The sequence below is a fragment of the Roseiconus nitratireducens genome (genome assembly GCF_008629675.1).
Taxonomy (GTDB): domain Bacteria; phylum Planctomycetota; class Planctomycetia; order Pirellulales; family Pirellulaceae; genus Stieleria; species Stieleria nitratireducens.
In genome coordinates this window covers 1-25231 of the sequence record NZ_VWOX01000028.1, presented here as the reverse complement: position 1 = coordinate 25231, position 25231 = coordinate 1, and the positions used below count along the sequence as shown (strand labels likewise).

Here is a 25231-nt window from a genome sequence, read left to right as displayed (position 1 = left end):
TAGCATGGAGAACTCGGCTGAATGCTCGCCCTCGAACCGTGCTCCTTTTAGGCTCGTGCCGTGAAAATTTTGGGTGCAATCACCGACCGCGATGCTTTCGGTGTGCAGGAAGCAAGCCGAGATTGTATTGGTAGTGATCACGGACGATTCGCTGCCTTGTCGCGTCATCGCCATCGGGGGCGTTGATGTCGGGCATCGACCGCCGAATGGGAGCATGCGGAGTGCTATTCATGTCCGTTTGGCCAGAATCCACCTAGAGATCTCCGCGGCCGATCAATAGGAATGAGATGACTTGGTTTGAAGACATTACCGGTATCGACGAAGAATCACCCGAGCAAGTTCGGCGTGAACTCTCGGTTGACCATGATTGTATTGTTTGCCCAAACGGGAGCAGGATTGCGTTCGGTCGTTTAGAGACACCAAATCTTGCTGAGCTTCGGTCAGCGGTAGCGTCTCTCGACGCCCCTCGAGGCCAAGCGAGAGTTCGCGAAGTCGTTGGTGATGTCCGGCATTTGCACTCGGATCCGGACAATGCGAATGCTCTATTTCAGGTCGCGTCCCAATTTAACTTGCTGGAAATGGCCGGCCCTTCAGTGACACCCGAACGCGGTGTTGGCATTTATGAGCACGATCACACTCAAGGCCCCACCTGCGCAATCGCTTGCGGAGCCGGCACGATCTACCGCAACTACTTTGCTCCTGTGGTCGATACCGACGGTCAATCTATTATTGGACAATCTGCACATCGGCAGATCGACTGCTCGGCCGATCTTGGTAAGTCGCTCGGCAATTCAAATGGCAAGCTCTGGTCGATGGAAAACGGTTATCTGTTCCCAACCGACCAAGGCCTTGAGCAGATCACGACTCGCCTACAGTTGGCCAGCGAGACTGAACTCGATGAACTGCGGAGTGAGCTAAGAATCGGCTTGCAATGGAACGCGGAAGTCACGCTGCCAAACGCCGGGCATCGCGTTTCTCAAGCGTACTGTTCCGGATTACCCGTGGCGTATGGGAGGCAGCCCTGCGAAGCCTGGACCGACTTCGCGAAATTGATTCTTGATTCAGCCTATGAGGCGACGATTTGCGCCGCGATCCTGAACGCATCCCGAACCGGTGTTAAGACCGTTTTCCTGACGCTGCTTGGCGGAGGCGTCTTCGGTAACCGTGACGAGTGGATCACCGCAGCCATCGAGCGGGCGGTCGTAAAATTCCGCGACCACGATCTCGATATTGGCATTGTGTCCTATGGGAGGTCCAAGCCTGAAGTTGCCGATTTGGTGACACGATGTTCCGGCTGAGATTCTTGGTTGTGTTAACCGGGATCGCCAATGAGCCAGAGACTCTGAGAGTTCTCGGTTGAGACCGTCGCAAGGGCGGAGCCAACTTCGCATTCTTTTCTGGGGGAGTTGGTCTCGGTCAGAGAAACGAGAGCGCGACTTGGGCGGGGTGCGACGGCGTGTTTGCGAACGCCGGGTCGGTCGGGCTCGGGTAGCCAACCGACATTGGGTAATCCCCCGACGATAGTTTCTGGCTTTTTCTACGCTCACACGATTGCAATGCGGGGTGTGTCGTATATGGTACACGCATGAGCGATTTCGGTGACTATTTGCGGAAGGTTCGCGAACAGCGCCGGGCTGGTGATGCCAAATTCTCAGTTCGGCAACTCGCGAAGCGTGTGGGCGTTGAGCCTTCGTATCTCAGCAAGGTCGAGCGGGGGCAGCAGGCGCCTCCGTCGGAAAAAACCATCGCCGCTTTGGCAAGTGAGTTGGGTGAAGATCCGGATGTCATGTTGGCGCTTGCTGGAAAAGTCTCCGGTGAATTGCAGGCCATTATCCGGCGTCGGCCGAAGTTGTTTGCCGACTTGATCCGGCAGCTAAAGGATCTGCCGGACCATGCGGTTCTGCGTCTCGTACGCGAGGTGCGCGACGGTGACTGGTAGTTCCATTCCTATGTAGAGCACGGGTGACACAAATGATCGAGTTAGAACGCGATGCACTGACATTTTCCTTCCCCGAAGTTCATCCACAGGCGACGCTTCGCATTGAGTTCCAGCGAACGCTTCGAATACCGGATGATGACAAGACGTACCCGCTACCGCCAGGGCTAGGTGCGTTCCCGATGCGACACGTCGATGACCAGGCTGCCAACGTACCGTCGCAATGGCTTCAGCGCGGTGGCGTGATGTTGCCGATGTACCAATCTGAAGCGATGTGGTTGAACTTCATTACGACGACCATCCAGGATCGCTGGCAGCCGTATCCTTTCGCGATCAAGGTTGCGACCGGAAAGCAATGCGCGGTCAGCGGTGAGGCGTGGACGGACGGCCTTAGGAGAAAACCGCAGAACTATCTGATTGCCCCAAAGCAACCGTGGTTGGATGGTTACGTCGTGGAGAAAGGATTGATCCGTCAGTTCGTTGCGATGCCGCTCGGCGCCGGCTACTCTGCCGAAGAGCAAATTACTGGGAAAGCAGAACATGGCGGGCTGCAACTGGCAGTCTATCCGATGAAGCGGGATGTTTTCGAGCGACGATTTCCCAAGTTGGGCCGGATGGAATTGTCACGTTCCGAGGCTTTCATGGAAACCGCGGACATGACGCTAAATTTCTGCATGGCCGCTCCTGATATGGGGCTCGCACCGGGCGGAAGAATGCGACAGGAGATCTTCGACGATCCGTATGATTTAGACGATTGGAACATGGACGTCGGTGGGCGGTGTTTTGTTCACCTGTGCAACTCGATGGTATGGCAAGCAATCACGGGAGCTATGCCACCGCATCCGGCGCCAACCGCCAAATCCTATACCGATGCGGGCCTCCCGTGGTTTGATTACTACGATGATTCAGCGACGGCCGTTGAGGGTGCGCCCGTCCTTTCCAAGCTTAAGAGCGTCAATCAAATGAGCAGCGACAAAGGTGATGTCGCTTTACCGGAAAACGAAACGGTCACGCCCGACAATTTGGTCGTCTTCCGCAAGGGTCTCAAGCGAGGCCAAGTAAGAGAAGGCGTGTTCTAAGGCGAAGGGGCAAAAAAATGCGAGATCACCGGAAACTTCGTGCGTTCGAACTGGCCGATGACTTGGTTCTGGCAGTCTACTCGGCGACCAAGGGATTCCCCCAGGATGAAATGTTCGGGTTGACGTCCCAGCTCCGCCGGGCGTCGGTATCAATCGCGTCGAATATCGTCGAGGGCAGCGCTCGTAGCTCGGAAGCTGATTTTCTGCGATTCCTCGACATGGCGTTTGGGTCAATTCGCGAGGTTGAGTATCAGCTGACAATTGCCAGTCGCCTCGGCTACACCGACTCCAATGTAGGCAAAAAGCTTGCAATGCAAGCTGACGAAACCGCGCGAGTCCTCGCCGGGCTCATCAAATCGTTGCGGCAAAAGGTCTGACACTTCCGTCTCAAGACTCATCACTCGAGACTCACAACTCCAAAGTGTCCCCGCCAGGAATCGAACCTGGTCTACGACCTCCGCAAAGTCGCGTGCGATCCAGCACACTCCAAGGACGGGAAAGAAGTTTGAAGAGTGAAGAGTGAAGAGTGAAATTGGTCCGTGCGTCACCGCTTTCACACTTCAAACTTCTTCCTTCAAACTTCCATTGAGGTACAGTCGCGCGTTGGCGTTCTTGGCCAGTTCACGCAGCGTTTCGAGTTCGGCCAGTCGCAGCAGTGCCGGGTGGCCTTCCAGCGCCTCCGCAGCCTTGACTCGTTCCTCGTAAGCTTGCGTTTCGGCCACCGCCTTCGCTCGCGTCGCTTCCGCTTCGGCCTGCTCTCGCAGACGTCGTGCCTGGGCTTCCGCTTCGGCATCGCGACGCGTGGTTTCCGCACGTGACTGAGCTTCGATCTGTTCGACTTCCGCTCGCGTTCGCGCTTCGACCAGTTGTGCCTGGCTGTGTCGCTCCGCGGCCAACACTCGGTTCATGATCTCCTGCAGGTTTCCCGGGAAGATCAAGTCCTTCACGTCGGCTCGGCGAATCGCCACACCGTAACCGTTGGCCGATTCGGTGACGTCTGACAGGATGTCCTCACTCAGCCGGTTTCGGTTGGTAAGAATTTCCTCCAGCGTCATCGACGCCAGCGATCGACGTGCGGCCAACTGAACATCGCTGTACAGTCGGTCTTCGAAGTTGTCGACCGTGTGGATCGCCGCCTTCGGGTCGGTCACGCGGAACTGAACCAGGATGCTGACGCGAATCGCGACCTTGTCGGCCGTCAGGATTTCCTGGCCCTTAATCGTCAGCTCTCGCTCACGAACGTCGACCAGCATGCACTCGACGGTCGGTCGTCGTCGTAGCCATCGGTGTCGTCGCGGGATCTTGTAACGACCGGCTTCGATCACCTTGGTCAGCTTACCGTCTTCGTAGTACAACCCTCGGTGGGTGTCCTTGATGATGAACTCTCGTCCTGCACCGCTAATCATCATGATGCACCTCCTCTGGGTTTGCGTGAACGATGATTCTTCTGAAACGTTTGTAAGGAGCCTCGGAGCGGAGCCGATGTGAAGTACAAGCTTGTCAGATGTGGAAAATCTGAGCGGTCATTTCGAATGGTGAACGCAGGATCCATTTGTTCGCTCGCTCCTGACGCCGCCGAGGCAAGTAACCCGTCCAGGAATCGAACCTGGTCCGACAGTTTCGAAGACTGTCATGCTGTCCAGCACACTCACGGGCCATATTTGAGTTCAGAGCCGACGACTGGATTCGCACCAGCATGGTCTGCTTTACAAGAGCAGCGCCTTTCTAGATCGAGCCACGTCGGCATGGTGAGTCTTGAGACTTGAGTCTTGAGCTGTGAGCAAATGCTCAGGACTCATCGCTCGAGACTCACAGCTCTCAAAAAGGGGTGACCGAAGGGATTTGAACCCTTACCTCTTGCTTCACAGGCAAGTGTGCACAAACCGAGTACACCACGGACACCGTGTTAAAGCGGCTCCGCGAGTGAAGCAGAGCCGCGGCTTAATCGATGAATGCGACGTGTCGCATCGCCAACGATTCGTTTTCCGTGTTCATCATGACTTGGTGCCATCCGTTCAAGATGATCGTCTTGTGATCGGGATGACGCACACGTCCACGGACAAACACGCTCGGGTTGCGTCGCTGAGCTACCCAGTGCAGATGACGAAGTTCCGGCTTACGGCTGATCAATCGCCGTCGCTGACCTTCGGTCAATCCGTTTGGATGCTGGCTGCTGACGTAAACCAGCTGACCTCCCTGGCGAACCAGTTCCTCACAAATGTGAGGCTTTCCGCCACCGCGGGCGATCGGCTCGTTTCGCAGAACCCAACGCTCATCAACCAATCCCGGGTTTTCAACGGGAACGAAGAACCATTCACCCTGTCGTACGAAAGCTTCGTTGCGTCGACGGTTTCGCTTGCGTGGCTTCACCCCGAGTCGATTCTCGAGGCTTCGCACGGCGGGAGGCTTCAGTGCCTCGAACGCAGTCTTTACCGTTGACACGGCAGCTCGCTCAGGAACCGCTGCAACAAACCAATGACGCTCATCGTGACCGCACAGGAACTTGTGCTTTCCGTCGTCTTGATCCGACATCAGCAGCAAGTGCCGCAGCGATGGCTGAACATCGAGGACGCGGGTTTCGGCAAGCACGGGTCGTTCTACGGAAATATCGAAGAACTCGCCTTCGGCATCGTTACCGATGTCGATCGAAACGCCTTCAACCTTGGTCCATCGGTTCACAACCGGAGGATGGATCTTCGCTCGAGCGCCAATCCGCGTGAATTGACGCTCAATCTGATGCATGCCCATGACATACCCTTTCTAAAAGTGTCAAAACACGAGGAATGACGCCGGCGGCCAACGTGACCGATCTCGGCAGCAGCCCGACCAGGATTCGAACCCGGAACTTCCGGTTAGAAGCCGGAGATGATTTCCGTTTCACCATCGAGCCAGGATTAGGCTGGTTAGCATTTAGCTTGTTAGCAGTTAGCTGTTCTCATCTTTGCTAATCGCTAATTCGCTAATGGCTAAATCGCTATCTCTAAGCGGAAGGCATGGGATTTGAACCCACATGACTCAGGAAGTCGCACGGTTTAGCAAACCGGCCCGGCAAGCCGTATCCGGCTACCTTCCGTTCTGTTCGTTCAATTCTTCAAAGAAATCGCGGGGTACTTGATATGCCCAGGTTCCATCGGCGAACTTGATGTCAACACAGTGCTCATCAGCTTCTGAGATCCGGAGTTGCACTTCGGCAATATCACCTCCACCAAACTCAATAGCCGGAGGATTCATCTGATCCATGGGGCCGGTCTTGATGAAGTGACAAGCTTCTCCTGGTTCGCCAACAAAACGAATCCTGACTGAATTCAAGTTGCCTTTCCTTCTCTTCTAAATTGAGTGGACCGCAAGGGAATCGAACCCTTCTCACTGATCTTGCAAGGATCTGTCGCCCCCATGGAACATGCCAGCCCATTTCAGAGGTCCGTCCGGGAATTGAACCCGGTCTTCGTCCATACCACAGACGCGTGCTGCCGCAACACTTACAGACCTTATCGTTTCAAAAGTGACCGCGGATGGAATCGAACCATCGTTCTCCTGCATGTCACGCAGGCGTCTTCGCCGCTGGACCACGCGATCATTTATTGCCAGTGACCGAGGTGGGGGTTGAACCCACAAAATCGCCACGCCCTCAACGTGACCGCTTTGCCAGTTTGCGTACCCGGCCGAATGAAAGTAGCGGATCCGGGGGTCGCACCCGGCGGTCCTGGCTTATGAGGCCTGGCTGAGCACTGGCCCATCCGCGTCGTTGTTGCATCCAAAGTTGCAGGTCTCGGTATCGAGCCGAGCACACCGACCTTATGACGATCAGTTGGACATCTGTCGCACCTGCAATGTCGTTTTGAAAAGTAGCCAAGGCGAGAGTCGAACTCGCACGCCTCTGTGGGCACGACTGTCTGAGGGTCGCGCGTCTACCTGTTCCGCCACTTGGCTGTTTGTTGTTGGAAAAAAGTAGCGCGGGAGGGAGTCGAACCCACAAACAATCACGAAGGTTTGAGCTTCGCCGCTTTACCGGTTTGCGTACCACGCCGTTCGATTTGAAAAGCGTCCCCGATCGGATTTGAACCGACGACCTCTTGCGTGACAGGCAAGCGAGCACTCCGCTGCTCCACGAGGACGTTTGATCACGAAAAAGTACGGGCACTCGGATTCGAACCGAGACTAATTGGTTGGAAGCCAATCGTGCTGGCCGTTGGACACTACACCCGCATGATGTTTCAGTAGCTCAGGTGGGACTCGAACCCACAGCATCTCTGGTTCTAAGCCAAAGTGGTCTGCCAATTGCCTACCGAGCCGTAATCGAAATGAGTGGAGCACCGGGGAATCGAACCCCGATCTTCTGCTTGCAAAACAGACGTCTTCCCGTTGGACGAGCGCCCCATGTGTTTCGTGTTTGAAGAGGTCGACCAGTTGTTGCTGGTTCGCCTCTTCCGCGACTTTTTTCAGTACCCAGAGCAGGGATCGAACCTGCAAACACTCGGGTTTAAGCCGAGTCGCTCTGCCGATTGGCGTATCTGGGCGTCCGATGCTTACCGACCGATGGGATTTCACCACACCGACCGGCAAGCCTTGATTCGTCATTTCAATCGCGGTTGACTGTCGCCTGTCGACTTCCGATGGTTCCGAATCGCTTTCCGATAGTCGGGAGCATCCGCGGCATCGACGACCATATGGCCGACGCACTCAACCACCCATCCATCAACCCAGCGATCGAGTTCGTCTTTCAGCTTCAAAACACGACCCAGCGTCGCAAACTGCTGAGGAATGTATGACGTTGTCCGCACTGAGCCACCGGCGACCGCGCGTTTCATCGCACACTGCACGTATTTGACTTGTTTGGCCATCGTCATTCTCCAAGTTTGGCATGAAGCAGCGTCACCGCGACGCGTAAGTAGTCCTGGATGGAATCGAACCATCGTTTCCTGTTTGTAAGACAGGTGTCGTAGCCGTTGGACCACAGGACTTTTCAAATTGTCGATCCGGAGAGCACGTCCCCAAGGATTTGAACCCTGACTTACTGGTTTGGAATCAGCAGTGCTACCGTTACACCAAGGACGTGAATCAAGTGGGAACGCAAGGAATCGCACCTCTCGCCAGCTACCACACAATTAAAGGCAGAAGGGTTACAACCTCCCGTGTGGAAACGCTCCCAAGTTGTTTCAAGCGGAAGCCGTGGGACTCGAACCCACAACGGTTTTACCCGCAGCTGTTTTCAAGACAGTGTCCTCATCCGGCCGGGTGACTTCCGTAAATTGCGTTTAAACGCAGCGACGTGAGCGGGAATCGAACCCGCGGACTCCTGGATGAAAGCCAGACAATTCTGCCAACAGAATCTACCACGCCGTGATTTGCGGCCGACTTGTTCGTCAGCCAAGTACCGCATAGGAGTTTCGATCTCCTTCCTGCTGCCTGAGAAGCAGCCGACCTAGCCAGTAGTCGAATGCGGCTTGATGAAAGCGATGGCAACGGGAGTCGAACCCGCAACGACTTGATAGACAATCAAGTTCCCTTCCCAGAGGGACTTACCACCGAATTGGTTCAGGGTGACCAACCGGAATTGAACCGGCGACAAACTCATTCACAGTGAGTCTCTGGAAACCAGCACCAGATCTGGCCACAGCGCCGAGGACAGGAATCGAACCTGTGTTCTCCTGGTTCAGAGCCAGGTGCAACGACCAACAGTTGCCGCCTCGGTGTAAAACGTAAACTCAGCACTCCGTCCGGGAATCGCACCCGATCTGCGGACTTCAAAGGCCCACGTCGCGTCTACGCGCCGGAGAGAATCTTTCTTGCAATCATCAAAGCTCCGGCGGATGGACTCGAACCATCACTCGTCTCCTTAACAGGGAGCCGCCCTACCGATTGGGCCACACCGGATTGTTATTCACAAAAGTCAGGACGACTGGATTTGAACCAGCGATCTCGTGCACCCGAAGCACGCGGAATACCAAGCTTTCCCACATCCTGATAACAAGAGCGCCCAGTGGGAGTCGAACCCACACTTCCGCCATGGCAAGGCAGTAGGCTGCCGCTACATCATGGGCGCATTTGCATCACAACCAAATTGTCAAAAATCAATCAGCGCCGAAGCGCTGCAAAGAGCACCGAGCCGGAATCGAACCCGCATTGCCTCGTTACGACGGAGGCGTCTTTCCGTTAGACCATCAGTGCTATTCAGTGGGACCGGTGAGAATCGAACTCACATGATTCGGTTTAAGAGACCGATGCATTACCTTGTCTGCCACAATCCCAAATTGTTTCGTTGTCGTTGTTTCGATTCAGTCGGCGTGGCGGGAATTGAACCCGCGACCGTCGCCTTATAAGGACGCCGCTCTCACCCCTGAGCTACACGCCGATGCGTAGCAAGTGGGGCCGGAGAGATTCGAACTCTCGCCGAACGGATTAAAAGTCCGTCATGCTGCCAGTTACACCACAACCCCAAGATCGATTTGGGGTATGCGTTTCAATCGCAGCAGCATCGTGTTTCTCCTTCGTGTCATCTGTCGCAAGTGGTAGCCCCGAGGATCGAACTCGGCACAACCTCGTTATCAGCAAGGCCTGGACAACCAGCCCTCGACTACCATGTTGTTTCTTTCCAAGTCGGACACCTCGGAGTCGAACCGAGACCCTCCTGCTCCCAAAGCAGGCGTGCTTCCATCTGCACCTGTATCCGAAAAATTGAGTCGGCTTTAGCGCAAGCTCTATTCCGACTCGGTGATGGCCCTCGAATCAACGCCTTCCGGCTCCTCGAGGTCTGCACACGCGCGTGTTAAACGCTTCATCACCTTCACCCCTGTTGTTGATGTCTCCATCGCCCAACAGCAGGCAGTAGTGCAACGAGTCTTCTGGGTTAGGTTTGAGCATCCCGTCGGACACTCGCACCTCGCTCGACCAGCTTTCTACTCCGGGAAGTAGTCCACTGATCCCCTTTCGGGCAGCTCGATCACCTTTCGGCGACCGATGTAGGCACTTCAACTCTGTCACACGCGCGGCTTGTTGCCCTCTCCCGAAGGAGTCGGCAACTTCCCGGACACTTGGTGTCCCACGCTTACGAAGCGTGTTGGCACGTTCCACGATAGCCGTACTGAATCCGTGGTCTTTCAGGCAGCACTCCGCTGATGGGACAGCGACTCTTACCATCAGTTACTTGGTGGCGTCCCGTTCCCACACGGTTATCCACCGGCTTCATCGCTGGGGCTGGCGACGGATGAACGCCGCTTCCCAGACAGCCTTTCGTCTATCTCTCTTGCGAGAGCCGAACGCCCATACCGGGGCAGATCGGTTTAACGTCCGGGCGACATCACGGACGATTTGTTGTTCAAATTGCCAAAGATCGGTGTGCGCGTACTTTCAGCGCAAGTGGGCCGGGAGGCGCTCGAATCCTCGTCTGCGGTGCTTCAAACCGCCGCTAGACCATCTCAGCTACCAGCCCGCGATAGGGGTTTAGGCATTAGGTGTTTAGGCTGTAGGTTTCTAAACACCTACCGCCTCAACAGCTAAATATCTAATGAAAAAAGGCTCGATGCCTGCGTGACACCGAGCCTTCATAAGAAAGCGATTCGCTTGAAAAGCGAGTGTCACATGAGCAATCCCAGAGTCGATTGATACTGGGCCGGGGCATTACCGGGCTGATAACGTAAATCGCTATCGCCGAAGGTATTCCCTTCGTGTATCCGTTCGAGTCGACTTGATTGCTGTTTCGTAAACATCAGAAAGCTCTTGCTCGCTTCTCTGGGTTGTGACTTGTTAGGTTCTGGGGTAATAGACGCCAATTGTCTGGCATGGTTCGCGAAAAATTTCGCTTTCGCAAAGGTAGATGCGCCAGGATCGGAGATTGTTTCAGCTTCTCAGAAAAACTCCTCCATGTTTTCGCACAAGAGTCAAACGAATCCGGCGGTGCAACTGTACTCGCGCATTTCTCGTTTTCTTGGCTGGTAACTCAATCTGTTGCGTTTCCGCTGCATAGGAACCTCAGATGATGAGCGGCATGTGCCGTGTGAATTGCGAGAATCTTGTCACGAGGCATTCGGCCGAACGCGGGATGCGGAGCGAATTCGCCGGAGTGATTGATCAGACGCTCGACGCTGGCAGAGAACGCTTCCACCTCAGCTGCATCGTCCAAGCTGTCCGGCGGCACGAACATCGGAGCAGTCCGGATACCGCGAGGTGAGTCTGGCGCCAGCACTTTTGGCAACAGCCATCGCCGCATCAATGGACGCAGCGGAGCAAACAGCGACATCCAAATCGGATAGCCATCGATACTCGGATCCTGAACCAGAACCAAATGCCGACAGATCTGTCCAAGCGACCAGTTCCCATGACGGACGTAGCCAGCCACCAACAGCTGGCGAGCATCATCGACGGCCGAATCGAGAGTCTCGAATTGCAAACTGCGGAGTTCACTCATGAGTTCTGATTAAACGCGTAGAATTTGAATTCCCTGCACCACCGGAATATAGCGAAGCCTACTTGTTTCTGAACATGAGCAATGAACTTGAACGTCGTCCAAATACGAGTCTCAAGAGATCCTGGTCGCGACTCGATCCTTGCCGTTCATCGCAGTGCGTTTGGCGACGACGAGGGACCAGTGATTTCCGGCCTTGTTGACGAAACGCTCGATGACCCAACCGGGGAACCGATCCTCTCTCTCGTGGCCGAACTGGATAACGAGCTTGCAGGTCACGTTCTCTTTACATCCGTTGAGATCGAGCCAGGCAAACAACCCTCGGCCTTCATGGCTCTGCAGCACGGAATCGAGGGCGAGTGCCCCTGATGCCGGCGGAAGTTCGCGTGTGAATGAATTTCCGGTCGATGAAACCGGAGCCAGTTGGAAGGGGGCAGTTTCGTCGCTTCGGTAATTAGGCGGGTGTTACCTCGCGCCATCACTAGCTCGATCGTGCTACAATCTGTCGCGGCGATAAAGAACGTCCGGCGCAACTCTTTCTATCAGGTTCAACTTTTTGTTCTGCATGGGCGGGACTGATTGCAAATGCGATTAGCAAAGCAACTTCTCCTACTCTTTTCTTGTTGTGTTCTTGCTGCATCGCCCGCTCCTGCCGGGATGCCTGGGGCATTGCCGGAAGACATTGATACGCTCCTGCGGCTCTCCGGTCCGGCCGAAGCGAGATTGCGATCAATTTCGTTCTTCGTGGCGGGAATCTGTGCTGCGTCCGTGGCTGTGAAATTGCTTTGGAACGTTATTGCCAAGGACTCAGGTTGGCTGCCGCATCTTTCCTGGTCGAAGGCGGTCGCGGTTGTCTTGTTATGGGGAGCCTTGTTCGTCCTCGTGCTGACGATGGTCTCGGGAGCTCGCGAGTTGCTCACGCCGGGAGCATGGAAGAAAGATGGCATTACCTATACTCTGGAGAATGAGCAATGACTCGACGATTGAAAGGGGCATTGGTGGTTTGTGTCATTGTGCTGATCGGTTTTCTGTGTGTTCCCGCTCCGGTTTCCAGCACACTTCTAACAGGTTGGCTTTCTTTTGCCTTCAGCGAATTGCCGCAAGTCGAAGTGCAACCGGGAGGGGTTGCCGTTTTCGTCTGCAGCTTTGGTATTGCTGTTGGGTGTAGCTACTATCTACTTCGGTGGCTGGTGTTCGAGATCAATGCGAAGCGACCATCCGATGCACAGATTCGCTGGAGACTCCGATCAAGCGTTTCACTTGTCTTGTTGTGCATGATGCTATTCGTTGTTGGCATCGGGGTAGCTGGCGTTACACACCAAATTGGGTGGCTGATCACATCGCCCGAAGCAATGTTCGTCAGTAAGACCCAAGCAGTTCGAGACAGCGACTTGTCGACTTATCGTCCAAATACCGTGTCAGAGTCCCGCGACCAAAGTTGGCTGTTTTCAGTGGGATCTTACATGCTTTACCAACGGCCTGACATCGATGATTCTAAGCCGTGGAATTCCCCTGAAAACGCGGACAACTTCCGAACCGTCTTTTACGAAGCCATTTGTCCATCACAGGGAAATCCCATCTGGTCACCCGACGGATTCGGTCTGAGCCACAGGGCAGGGAACCCCGATGTATTTGGCAGCAATTCCATTTTCCGTTTCAATGACTTTGACAGTCTAGGCAACACGATCTTCGCAGGCGATGTAAATGCGGCATTTGCTCCTTGGGCAGATCCGGATGCACTGCGTTCACTGAAGCTTGGCGTCCGCGATGACTGGACGAGCTCGAAGCGCGGCGAAGTTGGATACGGAAGCATGCATCCGTCCGGGGCCTTGATGTTGATGGGCGACGGTTCAATCAGGTTTGTTGACTACGGAATTGACGGGAAGCTGTTTGAGCAACTAGGGCGACATCAGAAAGAAGGTTTGTAGGTCGTTTTGTGATCGCGTATTCTAAGGTCCGAGTCAGGTGCCAATCACACGTCATTACAGATTGTTCGAGACGTCGGTTGGGCAAGTTGGGGTCGGTCCTGGTATTGCCATTCGCTCATCGATGTCGGCACCCGCAGCACTTTTCTGCCATCTCTTGCGGTGTTCCGGTAGCCGACTCCGAAGCGTCAACTAGCACCAGGCTTCCGGTTCTCAAGTGGATGAAACCGGTGCGTGCACGACGATCGAACAATTTGAAGTTGGGGTCGGCCACCGGAGAGTTCTCGTGAATCATTCAAACCTCACGGAAACAATTAACAAGCTCAATGAGTTTCGACGTGCAAATTTGAAGTCGATGGGGGTGGCGATGAACGCGCAAATATTCACGGGGATTCCCCTGTGCCTTGCTATCTGCTTGACTGGCTCCGCGGCATACTCGGGCGGCAGCTCGATGTCCATCGATGGTGAAACTGGACTAGAAACACGGAGTCACTCGATTGACGATCACGAGACAGTGCCAGCTCCGTTTCCTGATCATCTCGAGAAGCAGGAGGTGAAGGTTCGCTGGTCTTCGATAAAGACTGATTCGCTTGGAAATAAACTGATCCTCGCTGGTAAGTTGATTCATGTCGACGCTACCGGCAAAGTAAGACCGCTCTGCAACCAACCGTTTGCGATTTACCTTGCGCGACAACACGAGAAGCGTCTCGACTGGTCAACGAAGGCGATTTACGACGAGACCATGATGGTCGACGGATTTAGCGACGAGCATGGTAAATTCGAGGGGTCGGCCGATATTTGGGAAACGAACCTACCTTTCGACAGCACCGGGAGCGTGCAAGTCGCCATCGCGTCTGCCCGCATTGGTATGAGTGGCCGAGAACGATGGGTTTTCCGCAGAAACGATCGGCCTGCCATTTCATCAAGCGTCGCAATGTTGGAACTTCCTCCGGCACCACAGGTGGCTCTGGCGACTCGCGAACTAAATCGATTGCGCCGTTGGCCCGAAGACGATCTCGATGGAACTCAGCTGCTTCGGACCGCACTATCCTTGCAACGAGCAGGCAGGGACACGGCGCTCGATGCCATCAATGCCTTCATTAAAGGCCGATTAGGCGATCGTGAACGGCAGGCCAGCGATTTAGACGACGAACGCGTGGTCGGAATGATCACGCACTTGGTATTCGAACCCAAAGCGGGAGGCCCTCATCCGCCAAGTTATATTTGCCTGTTTGAATTCGGACCGAGCGTAGATGGCGAAGCTCTTAAGACTCAATGGCCCAATGGATCCGTCATGTTCTCGTGCGGCATCCCGTTCGTATCGGGACGGCGCGGGTATGGTTTTTCGGGAATGCTTCCGCCGCTCGATCGTTTCTCCAAATGGATTGAGGAGCACGGGCGAATTCGCGATCAGTCATTTGAACCGCAAGTTGATCCATTGACCGCTGCCGAAAGACTCCTCGCCGCACCGTTCATCAAGGCTATCACCGACAAGACTGAAGGGCCATTCACTGGCCCGGTTCAAATCAACTACATCCGTCGGCAAGCCCTGGCGATGGTCGGCTTACCCGTAAACCCTGAACAACCCCACTACGCGGGACCGGAAATACCCGAAGATCTTTGGGCTCGCCTACTGAAGGAGACGCGGTCGAATCCAATCGTCTGGGACCCAGAGCTGCAAAGGTTCAATGCGAGGCAAAGCAGCCCGCGGTACCAAGAGCTCATCGATGAAGCAATGAACTCAATAAAGAATCCTTGCGACGAGTAGCAACAACAGATTCACCCGGGCGAGACCTCGGTGCAAACGCTGTAGCATGCGTTCTTAGGACTCAACAAACGAGACGTATCGCCAAGTTTGCGAATTCGGCACGGTCCGGTGGCCGACAGCAGGGAGGACCGCACGGACTTGGTCCGGTCGATGAAACGGCTATCGCAATTCGAAGCTATGGTCAACCACCTTTGGGACCACATTCATGAATGCCTCTCAATCTAGCGACGCGCGACCATCTCCTAAGAATTGGCGTCAGTTCAGCCTGCGAACGCTTCTCATTTCAGCTTTGCTACTCGGTGCAGCGGCAGGTTTGTTTGGACCTCCGGTCGCAGAGTTTGTGATCGAGGTTTTCACCACTAATCAGCAACCTGGGGCACCGCAGTATCGCACTCATGGAGGTGTGATTTAGATTGACGTTCAAGTTTCTTGAACACACATGAACGCCGCAACCTATTGATCGCTCAGATCGGCGAATTCCGGGCGGTTGGCAAACTCCGGTGGCGGAAACATTCGGTGCGTTGCTAGCTTCCGGACCCGATGTCGTGCATCGTTTCAGCAGGTAGGTGGACGGCAGGACCCCCAAAACTTGACCCGGTACATCCCACCGGCGAGAATGCCTCCATCGCAATTCGGCCTTTCGGTGAGAACAGGTCGCTCAATTACCGAGAACAGGTGGTGCCGCCCACGGTACCGAAGGTGAAACCCGGGAGAACAAGGCTTTCGCACGGGATCGTGTCGTTCGCCGATGAAAGACTGCAAAATGAGAATTGTGTTTCTAACGCTGTTCGTGATGCTGGCGGGCCCAATTCTAGCTTTTGGGCGCGGCGTTCCGGCTTTGTCTTACGCGCAACTGATGGAACAGTCCGACCTCGTCGTGATCGTTCATTCGCTTGGTACGCGAGATCCGGTCAGAAACGACGCAATCGTTCCGGTTGAGCCCGCGAGAGATTATCTCACTCCGATATTCACGAAGTTCCAAGTGCTTGCTGTTCTCAAGGGGCGGCACGAAGGCGAGACGCTGGAGCTTTGCCATTACAAATACAAACCAGATTCTCCCGGTGTCGGTAACGGACCGTTGCTCGTTCGGTTTCCAAAAGCTGAAGACAATGAGATTCGCCAGAGCGACAAGCACGGATCGTGGATGATGCGGGTGCCGAACGATTTCGTGCTTTTTCTAAAGACCGATAGTGAGGGGCGACTGACATTCGTAACTGGCCAGTTTGATGCTGAACCGTCTGTTCGGCAGATTCACGGACCGTTCCCCTCATCGATGCGTCCAGGTCCTTGAAATCGGCGCACCAAGCAAGGCACCCGAGTCGCGAGGTCGGGTGTTTTGCCAATGGACAATCTATCTTCCTCTCTTCGCATCCTCGGCGATGTCCAACGTTCGTCGACAGTATTGATGGGTCTAGGTAACTCGCAAGCTAAGTGCATCTTTGTAACCGCGGTGCTTGCCTTTGCGACGGCCGGATGCGGGCCGCTTCACCGGCAAAGCGTGGACGAGTGGTGGCAAAGCGTGATTGAAGTAGATGCAGACGATTTCACTGACATCCAACACTTCACGTTTCAGGGAATCGACTATTCACACCACTTTCGCTTTGCGTTCACTGATCGATCCGACGTCGATGCGATCATTCGCAGACATGTCCTGAAACCCGACCCAACGCCAAGCCGGCTTTCGTCGAGTTCAGTCCCTCATTGGTTTCATCCGACGGCTCAACTTGACGCTTTCTCCAACGGGGATACAGATCCATCAATCGTCGTCTGGATCGATGAAGACGTCAGTGTTGCGTACTTTGAACTTGTGAAATTCTAGCTTTCGCATTCGGCTATCATTCGACTGCGCGTGATTCAGCGGTTCATCTTGATTTAAAGTGGATGATTTACCGCGCCGACCTCATGATCCGCCTTGTTCTGCGAGATGATGAGTCGCTTGCTGACCCGATTTGCACTGCGTAACTTGTTGTTCTTTCCGGTCGCCTTTCTTTGCGCCATCGGGATGAACGCTCTCGTAAACTATCCGCGGACCGGGTGATCGGTAACGTTCGTCGATGAAGCGGCCGCAATCTGCGTAGTCGCCAGGTCCGAAGCTCTTAACGTCGCAACACACAAAAAGGCAATATGCACAACATGCGAAAGTCCGTCGTCGCTACAGCGATATTGCTGATGTCCATTCGCGCCCTATGCTGCGCTGAAGAGCCAGATCAACTCACTTCTGATATTGATGGCGAACCGCAAACCGTCTCTCAGGTGATCAAATCTTTCCCGATTCGGGTGCTCGATTCAGATCGCCAACCGATTAGCGGCGCGGAAGTCACGCCATGGGCGTTGCGTAGCGGCCAGGGCCACGGCAGTTGGTCGAACGGTGAGTACGATCGCACCGAAACTCAACCAAACTCAGCGTTCACCGACGCAAACGGAAATGCAACCGTTGAATATCCCTTTTTTCACTACTTGAAGGAACGTGTTCGTACGACCGGCGTTTCGATCATTGTTGATCATCGGGACTACGCGATCCCGGATACGATTCACATCGCTGTCCCGCTCGAAGATGACTCTGCTTATGAAGTCATCCTCGACAGGGGTGTTCCAGCTATTCTGCATCCGACGATCGACGGCAAGCCGACCGATACCGAAAGTCTTTTTGCGTTTTGGTCGGAAGGCCGCTCCTGGAGGCCAACCGATATGCTGGAGCGAAAGGGCTCCATCCTTCGGTTACCCCCGTTCAAACCCGGCAGGCACAGCGTGCTCGTCGCGAAAATGGAGGGCGATCGCATCACTCACTTCAGTGAAATCGTGGATTTTGAAGTCTCAGAAGGGAATGAATGCGTCTTGGAGGTACCGCTGACCAAGGTTGAACCTCTCCGAGGCGTCTTAAGTGACAATGTGCCTCGCCCAGTCAGCAATGGACGATTGGATCTGCTTACTTTGGCACCCAGCGGAGCGGGGCTAAATCGCGTCAGGTGGAGCACTTGGGTGCCTGTTGACTCGGACGGCACTTTTCGTATCGACGCGTGGCCGACGGGTGAGAAGATTCAAATGGTTGCGTTGTGCGATGGCTATATGGCCGAATCTGGAGAACCACCGACTGAATGTTGCGAATTGAGTGAACAGGAAGCTCGACGCTTTCTTCGGCCGCAAGTTTTCTCGCCCAGCGATCCTCAGCCTATCAAGGTCGCGATGACGCCACTGGCCACCTGCTTGGTGACTGCCGTTGACGATGAGAATAGCCCCGTCGCCGGTGTCACCATCGAAGCCTGGCCGAATGTCCATTGGTGGAATGATGGTTCGCAGATCTATTGCGATCCTCTCACGAGCGGTGAGCGACGAATGCGATATCGAAGCTACGAATCGTCGATCGATTATGCGTTTCCGAAACCCTTTCGCGCGACCACTGATCGATTTGGGGCTGTAACCCTGGAACTGCCCGCAGGTAGGCGAACGCTTGGTCTTTTTCCGGACGAAGAGTACGAACTGCCAATCACGCTTGGGCGTCGTTTTGTTAGAGCCGAATTAGAAGCAAACGAAACCAAGGAGATTACTTTTCAACTACAGCCCAAGGGCACGGAACGGCTGGGTGACTGGGACAAACTGGCCGGCGTGGTGTTTGGTTGTTCAACCGCCGAAGGACGACGCATCCGCGCGTTGCCCAACATCCGTGAGAAAATGGACCAATTTGGACTGCTGCTTCGCGAAGCGGGGGCTTACAAAGATCCTGAAAGGTTAGCCGAAGCGTATGCGATTGTCGCGAGCGCCTTCGCCGACATGGAAGATTACGGTGAAGCTTCAAAGTGGTACAAGAAGGCTTCGCTGCAACAGCAACAGATCGAACGAGCCAGCGACTGACGAAACGCTTTACGGGAACTACGGATGTTAACGGATTGGCCTCAACGTATCGACGAACCAGACGATGCACGTGAGTCGCCGCGTTAAGATTCCTGAAGTGGTTAGTCGTTCGCGGCGGCCACGTGATCATTACCGTTCCCCGACTAGATCGACACCATGAATTTTGTTCGGACTCTCGTGATTTTCTGCATTGCTGTCGCCTATCGCGGCGGTGATTGCACTGCTGATGATGGTCCGTGCAATTGCAATCATCGGTTCTTTGGCTCGCCCAAGGTTTCGGACGATCCACCACAGGATTGGAAAATGCCACCGCAGGCGTTGGCGGTTCTGAAAAAGGCTGTTCATTCGGACCTGCTCACCGACAAGCAGTACTTGTGGTGCCCGAACACTCAATCCGCACTGACGTATGCCGTAGGGACAGGGTATCGTTTTGTGGTATGTCCGTTTACCTGGAAACGATTCGCACCCCAACGTGTTTCTCACGGCGACATCAAGAAGCGGATTGCCACGTTTGACTTAATGGAACGCGTTCTCGATTCAACGGACGTGCTGATGGGCGGTGTCGTAATACGGATCACAGCCGCGGATCCTGCTACGATGATGGGGGGATCTGGAGCATCCAACGTGGAATAGTCACAGCAGCGGGTAACTATGGGGTGCAACGGAGGCCGCAAGTTGACTTTTTCGAAGTGGTGAGTCGTTCGCGGCGGCCACGTGATCATTGCCGTTCTGCTACGAAGAAAACCCCGGTGCAACAATGACTCGGCTAATCGCGTTACTCGCCGTGCTGATTGCGACAAGGTCGCACGCCGACGATCCCACTGAGACCGCCACCATCGAGCTTAAAATTGGTGCCGCCCAAAAGCTCGTTTTCCGGCGTGTCTCACCGCGATCGCACAAAATCGACTATCCCGATTTCTTCGTTCTTGAAACTGAGGTGACAAATGCGCAGTTCAAGGCGTATTTGGATGCAACGAACAAGATAAAGGATGACACCGAAATACTCCGAATTATCACGGAGCGAAGAAAGCTGGGTGTATTTTCCACCGGACAGATTCCGTACTCGATCGAAGACGCTTCAACAATCTGGCGAGACGGAAAGTTCCCGGCTGGGCTGGACGACCATCCCGTTGCTCTTGTCACGCTGCCAGACGCCACTGCGTTTGCCCACTGGACCGCCAAGTCACATCCCAGCGCGGGTCTGATCCGACTTCCAACGTGGAACGAATGGATGATTGCCGCATACGGTAAGACGCGACACTATCCCTGGGGCAACGAGTGGAAACCGGACCGTGCGCACACGTCGCACGGTATTGAATACGATTTCGCCGCTCAAATGCGAAATGAGCCTGACAAGCGTCCAAAGCGGACAGAGCCTGTCAAGGCGCGACCGAACGGCCGCTCACCGGAAGGCATCTTTGGGCTTATCGGCAATGTGTCTGAATACATACTCAACGATGATCCGACCAACAATGCGTATTTTAATCTGGGATCGCGTTCTATGGGAGGCGGTTTCACTGATGGCCGCGTTTTCCTAGATGATGCAAATGACCAACTCGCACCAAGGACGGACTATTGGGGCTACAGCCATCACGCAACGCCACGCGAAGATGATCTTGGTTTCAGGCTTGTGATTGACCCATCGAACAATGCTGGACTTCGCAAGCGTGCGCGACTCTTCAAGCAGAAAAACCGTGCATGGATGGTTGATAACGCTGATCTAGATTTGACCCCGCCTCCAAAAGCAGAGCAATGACATGCACGGAAGGACGCGAGCCGGGCAGTTTGGCAACGGTGAGTCTTTCAAGCGTCCTCGGTGATGTCCGACGTTATCCGAGAACGTTGAATGTGGTGAAGTCTCGCTCGATCGCTGTCTTGCTTTTTGTGGGTTCATTGGTTGTGGTGGCTCCCATCGTCATTGTTGGTTCGATGATTCACCGCTCCATAAGAGCACCCCGAGATCGAGTTTTACATGAACTGGATCATGCTGCGATTCGCGTTGCGGCGTTGGATTTACTGTCTAGCAACTCAAATGGCCTCGTTGACAAATCACGGTGGCCAGAACCAATTGTGACTGTAAAACCAAGCTCGGTGACAATGACTGACGGATCGATTGTGCTGGAATTTGGAGGCGGATTCGGTCACTATGGGTTGATAGTTGATCCAAAACGAAATCACCTGTTGAATCGTGGCGACGGAACTCGAGATGCATATATCAAAGTTGTCGATCTGGGGAATGATTTGACGTATTACGAATGTGAATGAAGTGGTAAGTCGTTCGCGGCTACCACGTGATCCGAATCGTTCGCCTACAGAGATTGTGATGGCAACTCGATCGTTCGCTTTATTTCTTGCCGCAGCCATGCTTGCGACCGTGGCACCAGTATTGGTCGCGAACGAGCCGCGATCAGATGCGATGGTGCTTCGGAAACTCCAAGGGCACTGGAAGGCAGAAAAGTGGGTCATCCACGGCAAGGAGACGTCAGAGGGCCGAGACAATCGATCCTACCGAATCGATCGCCGCAAGATAGTGTTCATCACTGATGGCAAAGACGTCGGAACTGCCACTTTTAAAATTGACGTTTCGGACAAGCCATTCGAAATCGATGTGACTTACATCGGTGGGCCACGTGACGGACAGACTCTACCCGGAATCTTTCGGCTTGAAGAAGGAAAGTTTTTCAACTGCTTCCCATTTCCCGGCGATCCTCGACCAACATCCTTTGAATCCACGGCTACAAACCGTTGCTTTCTCTCGGTCGATCGCAAGAAAACCGACTGACGCGAACCAGCCGATGCAACCGAGTGGCGAAGTTGGGCGTATTGGAGTGGAAGATCAACCGACGCCACCGGCTGATTTCAACCGTTACCCAAATGATGGACGCAGACTGGTTCACGTCACGTCTCGCGAGCGATGACGCGCGATCGCGTTGGTGGGCTGCAGTGCAACTCATGAACGTTGGCAGTAGAGGGATTGCACACCTTCCCCAGCTTCTTCATCTGTGCGAATCGCTTGATCCGGCAACAGCGTCGGGAACTTTTGGCCGCGGGTTTGTGCTTTACTCCGCCCGGTCAACTGGTCGGATTTTAAACGCTTTAGGTTACGACGATTCAGATCCACTGCATCTCCGTGGGGTGAAATGGATTCACTGCGTTGCGGATTGTCGGGAGATTTCGATTGCTGTAATGGGGCTCTTTGCGTTGGGCGATCTTGGGTGCCCACCGAGTTCCACAATCGACCGACTTGTCGAGGTTGTTGAGAACGATGAAAGATTGAGCCCATGTGGTGCACACACATTCCGTTCCGTCGCTTTCCGAATGCTTGCGAAAGTCGATCTTTCAGCTGCCCGCCGAATGTCCAGTACCTCCGCTTGTGCGGAATACGTAGCTGACATGAAACGCTGGATCTCGGCCGCAGATCAACCGACACCAGGACGCTACAATTACGGGCCCGAACTTCGCGCCGAGATTGCGTTGCTTCTGCCGGAATGGGATGGGTAGCCACGCGATGTACGGGAGCCGCCGAGCCGAGTGTTTCGATAGCTTCAGGTCCAATCCGGCGGCCCCGTGATCGCCACCGTTCGGCGACAGAATCATGCTGAATCGCGTTCGCAACATCTTCCAGCAAGCGTTTGGCAACGTGCCAATACCCCAATGCACGATTTGCACGGCTTCGCATCTTGATGCGGGACCGTTCGTCGAAGGGCCATTGAAGTGGTGAATCGCTCGCGCGGCCCCGCTGAACCCTGCCGTTCTGTCCACACTTGGCATGAGAAAGCAACATGGTTGCAATGAATCCTGATGATCCGGAATCAGTCGAGCGTGCCGCTTCGGTTATACGCCAATACCCCGACATGTTCGGATTCGTTCTCAGAACCGCGATTTTTTCCTCTTGGGTTGAATTAACGGACTTCGACGCTGTCGAATTAAAGTATCGAGCGTTCCTAGACTCAGCATTGCGAGACTTTCGTACAAACCCGGACGAATACCTGCTCAGCATTGATCCTGCATATCAATCTTTTAACGTGCAATTGAAAGACGATTCTGCCAGCATGGATTCGGGTGAACAGCAGATTCGAATCGCCATTTACATGTTTTGGATTGGCCTCGATCCGGTACGGCGACGCCACGACATACTTGAATCGGAATTTCGTAGGATCTTGGATGACTCGCTGCGAACGCTGCGCGATGATCCGACCGGTTTTGGATCAGAGTGTCGCTGAATCTCGCGGTTAGTTGCAGCAGACAAGAAAGACCGAACCAAGGCATGAACCGAAAACGCGGAGCCCGGCTTCTTGGAAGTGAATGATCGTTCTCCGTGTCTCGGCTGTGCCTACCGTTCGCCGACTGAAGCAATTGTGAATCCCTACAACGCACCAACTCCGCGCGCGAGCAACGTCCGAATTGATGAACCGAAGAATCCCGCGAAACCGTTGCTGATACTCGTCGGAGGCTTGTACGCGGCAACTTCACCCGTCGCGATTCTTTCCGGACTTCAGGCGGGACTACATTTGGTGGCGGCTGGTATCGCAATGCTTGTTCTTGGTGGTGCAACAATCTTGCTCGCCCTTCGCAACTTCAACGCTCTATTCCGCAACGCAACAATCGTTTGGGGATGCTGCCTTGTCGCATTTTTTGCGTGGGCATCATTTTCTGCGTACGACGCAGGCGAGGTTGTGGGTGCTGTTTTCTTTGGAATCGTGTTGCTTGTAGTCACGCCAATACCGATACTCGCAATCCGGCAACCAGCCTGTCGGCACGCCAATTCATCGCGTGCAATAACTAACGGCGAACCATCGGATGCACGTGAGTCGCTGAATTGAGTTTATTGAAGTGGATGATCGTTCGCCTCGGCTCGGTCATCGCAGTCGTTCGCCTCAGTAATTGAAGGAGCACTGACCTATGATCATGCGTTGTATTCGCCTGCTGTTTGCCTGTCTATTCGCGTCCATCTCGCTCGCAGGTGAGCCTGAGGGCAAGCAGGGGTATCCCCTTCCAAACTGGATTCCGGGTGATAGCCCGATGCTCCCGTACATCTCAAAAGACAGACTGGTTGTCAGTGCGTATAGCGCGGAAACGTCGGGGTGGGCACAGGTGAAACTCAACGCTCCCCTACCCGAGGAATACTGGATTGACAACAAAATTCATCTGACAAATCAGAGCGGATTTGTTGTGTTCCAAACGGCGGATGCTATTTACGCAATAAACGCCCACGCAGGCCAGTGGGCTCACCTGAGCTTCGTCGGAAAGCACAGTGAAAAGTTCGAAATGAATCATGACTTTGTCGTCGTGTCTGATGAACGCGGCATGTTCGTCTTCGGGAGAAAAGCGACCGAGTGGCAGGGCATTGACAGGAAGACTGGCGAACTGGTGAATCTCGAAAGCACCGTGGTGAACCAGTAGACTGGCGGATACGCTCGAAAGGCCCAGAGCCTGGAAACCCCCGGTAGGCGGCGAACAATGCGGTGCACCTGAGCCGCCGAGTTGCGTTTGTTCGGGATTGAAAATCAACCGCGGCGGCCAGGTGACCGCCAATGTTCGTCGGAAATGTATCATCTGATCTCATGAGACAAATCGACTACAACAGTATCGCCGAACTTTATGATGCCTACGTGTCCGCAGATTTTGATTTCGCCTTCTTCAAACAAGAACTTGCTTGTACCTCTGGTCCCGTTCTTGAACTCACGTCTGGGACAGGCCGCTTATCGAAGCTGGCGCGGTCATGACATGCGTGGATAATTCCGCTGAAATGCTGTCCGTACTTTCACGCAAACTCACGGAACGTAACCTCAGCGCCGACGTCTTGTGCCAAGACGTTTGCGAGCTATCTGTGCCGTGTCTCTTCGACCTCGCGATTCTGCCGTTTCAGTCTTTTATGGAGATTGTCGGAGAGAAACGCCAGCGCGATGCTCTGGCCGCCGTATTTGCTGCATTGAATCCAAACGGTCGGTTTATTTGCACTATGCACAATCCTGCTGTCAGACGTTCCAGCGTTGACGGGACTCTGCGCGTTGTAGGGGATGTTCCTCTGGGCGAAGGAACACTCGTGGTTTCCGGTTTTGAGCGGGGTGGCGACCCTATTGTTAGACGTCTGCAGTTCTTCGAATACTACTCAGCCGGCGGTGCGCTGATATGGAAGCGCATTCTCCCGATGCAGTTCCAGTTCATTGAAGCAGAATCGTTTCAGCGAATGGCAGAAGGTGCTGGGTTCACTGTCGATGATTTGCTAGGTGATTACCGTGGGACGCCGTTCGACGCCGATCTCAGCCCTGT

Annotated in this window: 24 protein-coding genes and 29 tRNA genes; 19 read left to right on the top strand and 34 right to left on the bottom strand. The window is 54.4% G+C overall.

Annotated elements, in window-relative coordinates:
• Positions 1-287 precede the first annotated feature (287 nt).
• The 4 genes from FYK55_RS27105 (at position 288) to FYK55_RS27090 (ending at position 3392) form a co-directional block, all read left to right on the top strand.
• Positions 288-1298, top strand: a complete 1011-nt coding sequence (locus FYK55_RS27105) for a hypothetical protein (RefSeq protein ID WP_150079747.1) — start codon at positions 288-290, stop codon at positions 1296-1298.
• A 287-nt stretch (positions 1299-1585) separates the two neighbouring features.
• Positions 1586-1939: a helix-turn-helix domain-containing protein gene (locus FYK55_RS27100; RefSeq protein WP_150079746.1), complete on the top strand. Its 354-nt coding sequence runs from the start codon at positions 1586-1588 to the stop codon at positions 1937-1939.
• 251 nt (positions 1940-2190) lie between these two features.
• Positions 2191-3015: a hypothetical protein gene (locus tag FYK55_RS27095; RefSeq protein WP_201743823.1), complete on the top strand. Its 825-nt coding sequence runs from the start codon at positions 2191-2193 to the stop codon at positions 3013-3015.
• 17 nt (positions 3016-3032) lie between these two features.
• Entirely contained in the window at positions 3033-3392 is a 360-nt protein-coding gene (locus FYK55_RS27090) for a four helix bundle protein (RefSeq protein ID WP_150079744.1), read from the top strand.
• A gap of 183 nt (positions 3393-3575) precedes the next feature.
• Here the strand turns inward: FYK55_RS27090 and FYK55_RS27085 are convergent, their stop codons facing one another.
• The 34 genes from FYK55_RS27085 to FYK55_RS26920 all read right to left on the bottom strand — a co-directional run bounded on the left by FYK55_RS27085 (position 3576) and on the right by FYK55_RS26920 (position 11419).
• Positions 3576-4424: a slipin family protein gene (locus tag FYK55_RS27085; protein WP_201743822.1), complete on the bottom strand. Its 849-nt coding sequence runs from the start codon at positions 4422-4424 to the stop codon at positions 3576-3578.
• Positions 4425-4600: 176 nt separating this feature from the next.
• Positions 4601-4672 (bottom strand) — tRNA-Arg (locus tag FYK55_RS27080).
• A 14-nt stretch (positions 4673-4686) separates the two neighbouring features.
• Positions 4687-4760: transfer RNA gene (locus tag FYK55_RS27075), tRNA-Thr, on the bottom strand.
• Positions 4761-4841: 81 nt separating this feature from the next.
• A tRNA-His gene (locus FYK55_RS27070) sits at positions 4842-4918 on the bottom strand.
• Between the two features lie 38 nt (positions 4919-4956).
• Positions 4957-5763 carry a hypothetical protein gene (locus tag FYK55_RS27065; RefSeq protein WP_150079743.1) on the bottom strand — a complete coding sequence of 269 codons (807 nt, stop codon included), beginning with the start codon at positions 5761-5763 and terminating at the stop codon, positions 4957-4959.
• Positions 5764-5833: 70 nt separating this feature from the next.
• Positions 5834-5905, bottom strand: a tRNA-Arg gene (locus tag FYK55_RS27060).
• Positions 5906-6000: 95 nt separating this feature from the next.
• A tRNA-Ser gene (locus FYK55_RS27055) sits at positions 6001-6087 on the bottom strand.
• A complete protein-coding gene (locus tag FYK55_RS27050) occupies positions 6079-6324 on the bottom strand; it encodes a hypothetical protein (protein ID WP_150079742.1) in 246 nt (81 codons plus the stop codon). The genes FYK55_RS27055 and FYK55_RS27050 overlap by 9 nt, the downstream gene beginning before the upstream one ends.
• A gap of 194 nt (positions 6325-6518) precedes the next feature.
• Positions 6519-6591: transfer RNA gene (locus FYK55_RS27045), tRNA-Val, on the bottom strand.
• 12 nt (positions 6592-6603) lie between these two features.
• Positions 6604-6679, bottom strand: a tRNA-Leu gene (locus tag FYK55_RS27040).
• A 182-nt stretch (positions 6680-6861) separates the two neighbouring features.
• Positions 6862-6945: transfer RNA gene (locus tag FYK55_RS27035), tRNA-Leu, on the bottom strand.
• A gap of 19 nt (positions 6946-6964) precedes the next feature.
• A tRNA-Leu gene (locus FYK55_RS27030) sits at positions 6965-7042 on the bottom strand.
• A gap of 15 nt (positions 7043-7057) precedes the next feature.
• A tRNA-Asp gene (locus tag FYK55_RS27025) sits at positions 7058-7130 on the bottom strand.
• Positions 7131-7147: 17 nt separating this feature from the next.
• Positions 7148-7221: transfer RNA gene (locus tag FYK55_RS27020), tRNA-Gly, on the bottom strand.
• A gap of 12 nt (positions 7222-7233) precedes the next feature.
• A tRNA-Leu gene (locus FYK55_RS27015) sits at positions 7234-7307 on the bottom strand.
• Between the two features lie 14 nt (positions 7308-7321).
• A tRNA-Ala gene (locus FYK55_RS27010) sits at positions 7322-7392 on the bottom strand.
• A gap of 66 nt (positions 7393-7458) precedes the next feature.
• Positions 7459-7532, bottom strand: a tRNA-Leu gene (locus tag FYK55_RS27005).
• Positions 7533-7589: 57 nt separating this feature from the next.
• Positions 7590-7856 (bottom strand): hypothetical protein, encoded by a 267-nt coding sequence (locus FYK55_RS27000; protein WP_235909016.1) that lies wholly within the window; start codon positions 7854-7856, stop codon positions 7590-7592.
• Between the two features lie 48 nt (positions 7857-7904).
• Positions 7905-7976 (bottom strand) — tRNA-Val (locus FYK55_RS26995).
• A 23-nt stretch (positions 7977-7999) separates the two neighbouring features.
• Positions 8000-8070, bottom strand: a tRNA-Trp gene (locus tag FYK55_RS26990).
• A 106-nt stretch (positions 8071-8176) separates the two neighbouring features.
• A tRNA-Ser gene (locus tag FYK55_RS26985) sits at positions 8177-8259 on the bottom strand.
• 21 nt (positions 8260-8280) lie between these two features.
• Positions 8281-8355 (bottom strand) — tRNA-Glu (locus FYK55_RS26980).
• A 114-nt stretch (positions 8356-8469) separates the two neighbouring features.
• A tRNA-Asp gene (locus tag FYK55_RS26975) sits at positions 8470-8542 on the bottom strand.
• Between the two features lie 12 nt (positions 8543-8554).
• Positions 8555-8630 (bottom strand) — tRNA-His (locus tag FYK55_RS26970).
• A gap of 186 nt (positions 8631-8816) precedes the next feature.
• Positions 8817-8889 (bottom strand) — tRNA-Asn (locus FYK55_RS26965).
• A 16-nt stretch (positions 8890-8905) separates the two neighbouring features.
• A tRNA-Pro gene (locus tag FYK55_RS26960) sits at positions 8906-8979 on the bottom strand.
• An 8-nt stretch (positions 8980-8987) separates the two neighbouring features.
• A tRNA-Gly gene (locus FYK55_RS26955) sits at positions 8988-9058 on the bottom strand.
• A gap of 54 nt (positions 9059-9112) precedes the next feature.
• A tRNA-Thr gene (locus FYK55_RS26950) sits at positions 9113-9183 on the bottom strand.
• A 7-nt stretch (positions 9184-9190) separates the two neighbouring features.
• Positions 9191-9263: transfer RNA gene (locus tag FYK55_RS26945), tRNA-Lys, on the bottom strand.
• Positions 9264-9294: 31 nt separating this feature from the next.
• Positions 9295-9367, bottom strand: a tRNA-Ile gene (locus FYK55_RS26940).
• Positions 9368-9379: 12 nt separating this feature from the next.
• A tRNA-Lys gene (locus FYK55_RS26935) sits at positions 9380-9452 on the bottom strand.
• 160 nt (positions 9453-9612) lie between these two features.
• Positions 9613-9685, bottom strand: a tRNA-Pro gene (locus FYK55_RS26930).
• A 687-nt stretch (positions 9686-10372) separates the two neighbouring features.
• Positions 10373-10444: transfer RNA gene (locus tag FYK55_RS26925), tRNA-Phe, on the bottom strand.
• Positions 10445-10951: 507 nt separating this feature from the next.
• On the bottom strand, positions 10952-11419 hold the full coding sequence (locus FYK55_RS26920; RefSeq protein ID WP_150079741.1) for a DUF1569 domain-containing protein: 468 nt from the start codon (positions 11417-11419) through the stop codon (positions 10952-10954).
• Between the two features lie 87 nt (positions 11420-11506).
• On the opposite strand from FYK55_RS26920, the gene FYK55_RS26915 reads away from it, so the two are divergent.
• From FYK55_RS26915 to FYK55_RS26845, 15 genes are all read left to right on the top strand, one after another.
• A complete protein-coding gene (locus FYK55_RS26915; protein WP_161604782.1) occupies positions 11507-11785 on the top strand; it encodes a hypothetical protein in 279 nt (92 codons plus the stop codon).
• Between the two features lie 216 nt (positions 11786-12001).
• Positions 12002-12391, top strand: coding sequence for a hypothetical protein (locus FYK55_RS26910; protein ID WP_150079739.1), 390 nt, complete (start codon positions 12002-12004; stop codon positions 12389-12391).
• Positions 12388-13344, top strand: a complete 957-nt coding sequence (locus FYK55_RS26905; protein WP_150079738.1) for an H-X9-DG-CTERM domain-containing protein — start codon at positions 12388-12390, stop codon at positions 13342-13344. Before FYK55_RS26910 ends, FYK55_RS26905 begins: the two co-directional genes overlap by 4 nt.
• 283 nt (positions 13345-13627) lie before the next feature.
• Positions 13628-15109 carry a hypothetical protein gene (locus FYK55_RS26900; protein WP_150079737.1) on the top strand — a complete coding sequence of 494 codons (1482 nt, stop codon included), beginning with the start codon at positions 13628-13630 and terminating at the stop codon, positions 15107-15109.
• A 763-nt stretch (positions 15110-15872) separates the two neighbouring features.
• Positions 15873-16400 carry a hypothetical protein gene (locus tag FYK55_RS26895; RefSeq protein WP_150079736.1) on the top strand — a complete coding sequence of 176 codons (528 nt, stop codon included), beginning with the start codon at positions 15873-15875 and terminating at the stop codon, positions 16398-16400.
• Between the two features lie 51 nt (positions 16401-16451).
• Positions 16452-16928, top strand: coding sequence for a hypothetical protein (locus FYK55_RS26890; protein ID WP_235909015.1), 477 nt, complete (start codon positions 16452-16454; stop codon positions 16926-16928).
• Between the two features lie 350 nt (positions 16929-17278).
• Positions 17279-18958 (top strand): hypothetical protein, encoded by a 1680-nt coding sequence (locus FYK55_RS26885; RefSeq protein WP_150079735.1) that lies wholly within the window; start codon positions 17279-17281, stop codon positions 18956-18958.
• Positions 18959-19114: 156 nt separating this feature from the next.
• Complete coding sequence (locus tag FYK55_RS26880) at positions 19115-19591, top strand: hypothetical protein (protein WP_150079734.1); 477 nt, start codon at positions 19115-19117, stop codon at positions 19589-19591.
• A gap of 124 nt (positions 19592-19715) precedes the next feature.
• Positions 19716-20714 (top strand): formylglycine-generating enzyme family protein, encoded by a 999-nt coding sequence (locus FYK55_RS26875; protein ID WP_150079733.1) that lies wholly within the window; start codon positions 19716-19718, stop codon positions 20712-20714.
• A complete protein-coding gene (locus FYK55_RS26870) occupies positions 20711-21223 on the top strand; it encodes a hypothetical protein (RefSeq protein WP_150079732.1) in 513 nt (170 codons plus the stop codon). The genes FYK55_RS26875 and FYK55_RS26870 overlap by 4 nt, the downstream gene beginning before the upstream one ends.
• The gene (locus tag FYK55_RS26865) at positions 21216-21740 is read left to right on the top strand and encodes a TIGR03067 domain-containing protein (protein WP_150079731.1); all 525 of its coding nucleotides are present in this window, start codon (positions 21216-21218) and stop codon (positions 21738-21740) included. Before FYK55_RS26870 ends, FYK55_RS26865 begins: the two co-directional genes overlap by 8 nt.
• A gap of 1009 nt (positions 21741-22749) precedes the next feature.
• Positions 22750-23181, top strand: a complete 432-nt coding sequence (locus FYK55_RS26860; RefSeq protein ID WP_150079730.1) for a hypothetical protein — start codon at positions 22750-22752, stop codon at positions 23179-23181.
• A 135-nt stretch (positions 23182-23316) separates the two neighbouring features.
• Positions 23317-23781: a hypothetical protein gene (locus FYK55_RS26855; RefSeq protein ID WP_150079729.1), complete on the top strand. Its 465-nt coding sequence runs from the start codon at positions 23317-23319 to the stop codon at positions 23779-23781.
• 79 nt (positions 23782-23860) lie between these two features.
• Entirely contained in the window at positions 23861-24361 is a 501-nt protein-coding gene (locus FYK55_RS26850; protein WP_150079728.1) for a hypothetical protein, read from the top strand.
• A gap of 346 nt (positions 24362-24707) precedes the next feature.
• A partial coding sequence (locus FYK55_RS26845; protein ID WP_235909014.1) for a class I SAM-dependent methyltransferase occupies positions 24708-25231 on the top strand: 524 nt, incomplete at its 3' end.

Excerpts from the sequence above, each read along its gene's own strand:
- FYK55_RS27105 (WP_150079747.1), top strand. The coding sequence starts at position 288 with ATGACTTGGTTTGAAGACATTACCGGTATCGACGAAGAATCACCCGAG.
- FYK55_RS27100 (WP_150079746.1), top strand. The coding sequence starts at position 1,586 with ATGAGCGATTTCGGTGACTATTTGCGGAAGGTTCGCGAACAGCGCCGG.
- FYK55_RS27095 (WP_201743823.1), top strand. The coding sequence starts at position 2,191 with ATGTACCAATCTGAAGCGATGTGGTTGAACTTCATTACGACGACCATC.
- FYK55_RS27090 (WP_150079744.1), top strand. The coding sequence starts at position 3,033 with ATGCGAGATCACCGGAAACTTCGTGCGTTCGAACTGGCCGATGACTTG.
- FYK55_RS27085 (WP_201743822.1), bottom strand. The coding sequence starts at position 4,424 with ATGATGATTAGCGGTGCAGGACGAGAGTTCATCATCAAGGACACCCAC.
- FYK55_RS27065 (WP_150079743.1), bottom strand. The coding sequence starts at position 5,763 with ATGGGCATGCATCAGATTGAGCGTCAATTCACGCGGATTGGCGCTCGA.
- FYK55_RS27000 (WP_235909016.1), bottom strand. The coding sequence starts at position 7,856 with ATGGCCAAACAAGTCAAATACGTGCAGTGTGCGATGAAACGCGCGGTC.
- FYK55_RS26920 (WP_150079741.1), bottom strand. The coding sequence starts at position 11,419 with ATGAGTGAACTCCGCAGTTTGCAATTCGAGACTCTCGATTCGGCCGTC.
- FYK55_RS26910 (WP_150079739.1), top strand. The coding sequence starts at position 12,002 with ATGCGATTAGCAAAGCAACTTCTCCTACTCTTTTCTTGTTGTGTTCTT.
- FYK55_RS26905 (WP_150079738.1), top strand. The coding sequence starts at position 12,388 with ATGACTCGACGATTGAAAGGGGCATTGGTGGTTTGTGTCATTGTGCTG.
- FYK55_RS26895 (WP_150079736.1), top strand. The coding sequence starts at position 15,873 with ATGAGAATTGTGTTTCTAACGCTGTTCGTGATGCTGGCGGGCCCAATT.
- FYK55_RS26890 (WP_235909015.1), top strand. The coding sequence starts at position 16,452 with ATGGACAATCTATCTTCCTCTCTTCGCATCCTCGGCGATGTCCAACGT.
- FYK55_RS26885 (WP_150079735.1), top strand. The coding sequence starts at position 17,279 with ATGTCCATTCGCGCCCTATGCTGCGCTGAAGAGCCAGATCAACTCACT.
- FYK55_RS26880 (WP_150079734.1), top strand. The coding sequence starts at position 19,115 with ATGAATTTTGTTCGGACTCTCGTGATTTTCTGCATTGCTGTCGCCTAT.
- FYK55_RS26875 (WP_150079733.1), top strand. The coding sequence starts at position 19,716 with ATGACTCGGCTAATCGCGTTACTCGCCGTGCTGATTGCGACAAGGTCG.
- FYK55_RS26870 (WP_150079732.1), top strand. The coding sequence starts at position 20,711 with ATGACATGCACGGAAGGACGCGAGCCGGGCAGTTTGGCAACGGTGAGT.
- FYK55_RS26860 (WP_150079730.1), top strand. The coding sequence starts at position 22,750 with ATGAATCCTGATGATCCGGAATCAGTCGAGCGTGCCGCTTCGGTTATA.
- FYK55_RS26850 (WP_150079728.1), top strand. The coding sequence starts at position 23,861 with ATGATCATGCGTTGTATTCGCCTGCTGTTTGCCTGTCTATTCGCGTCC.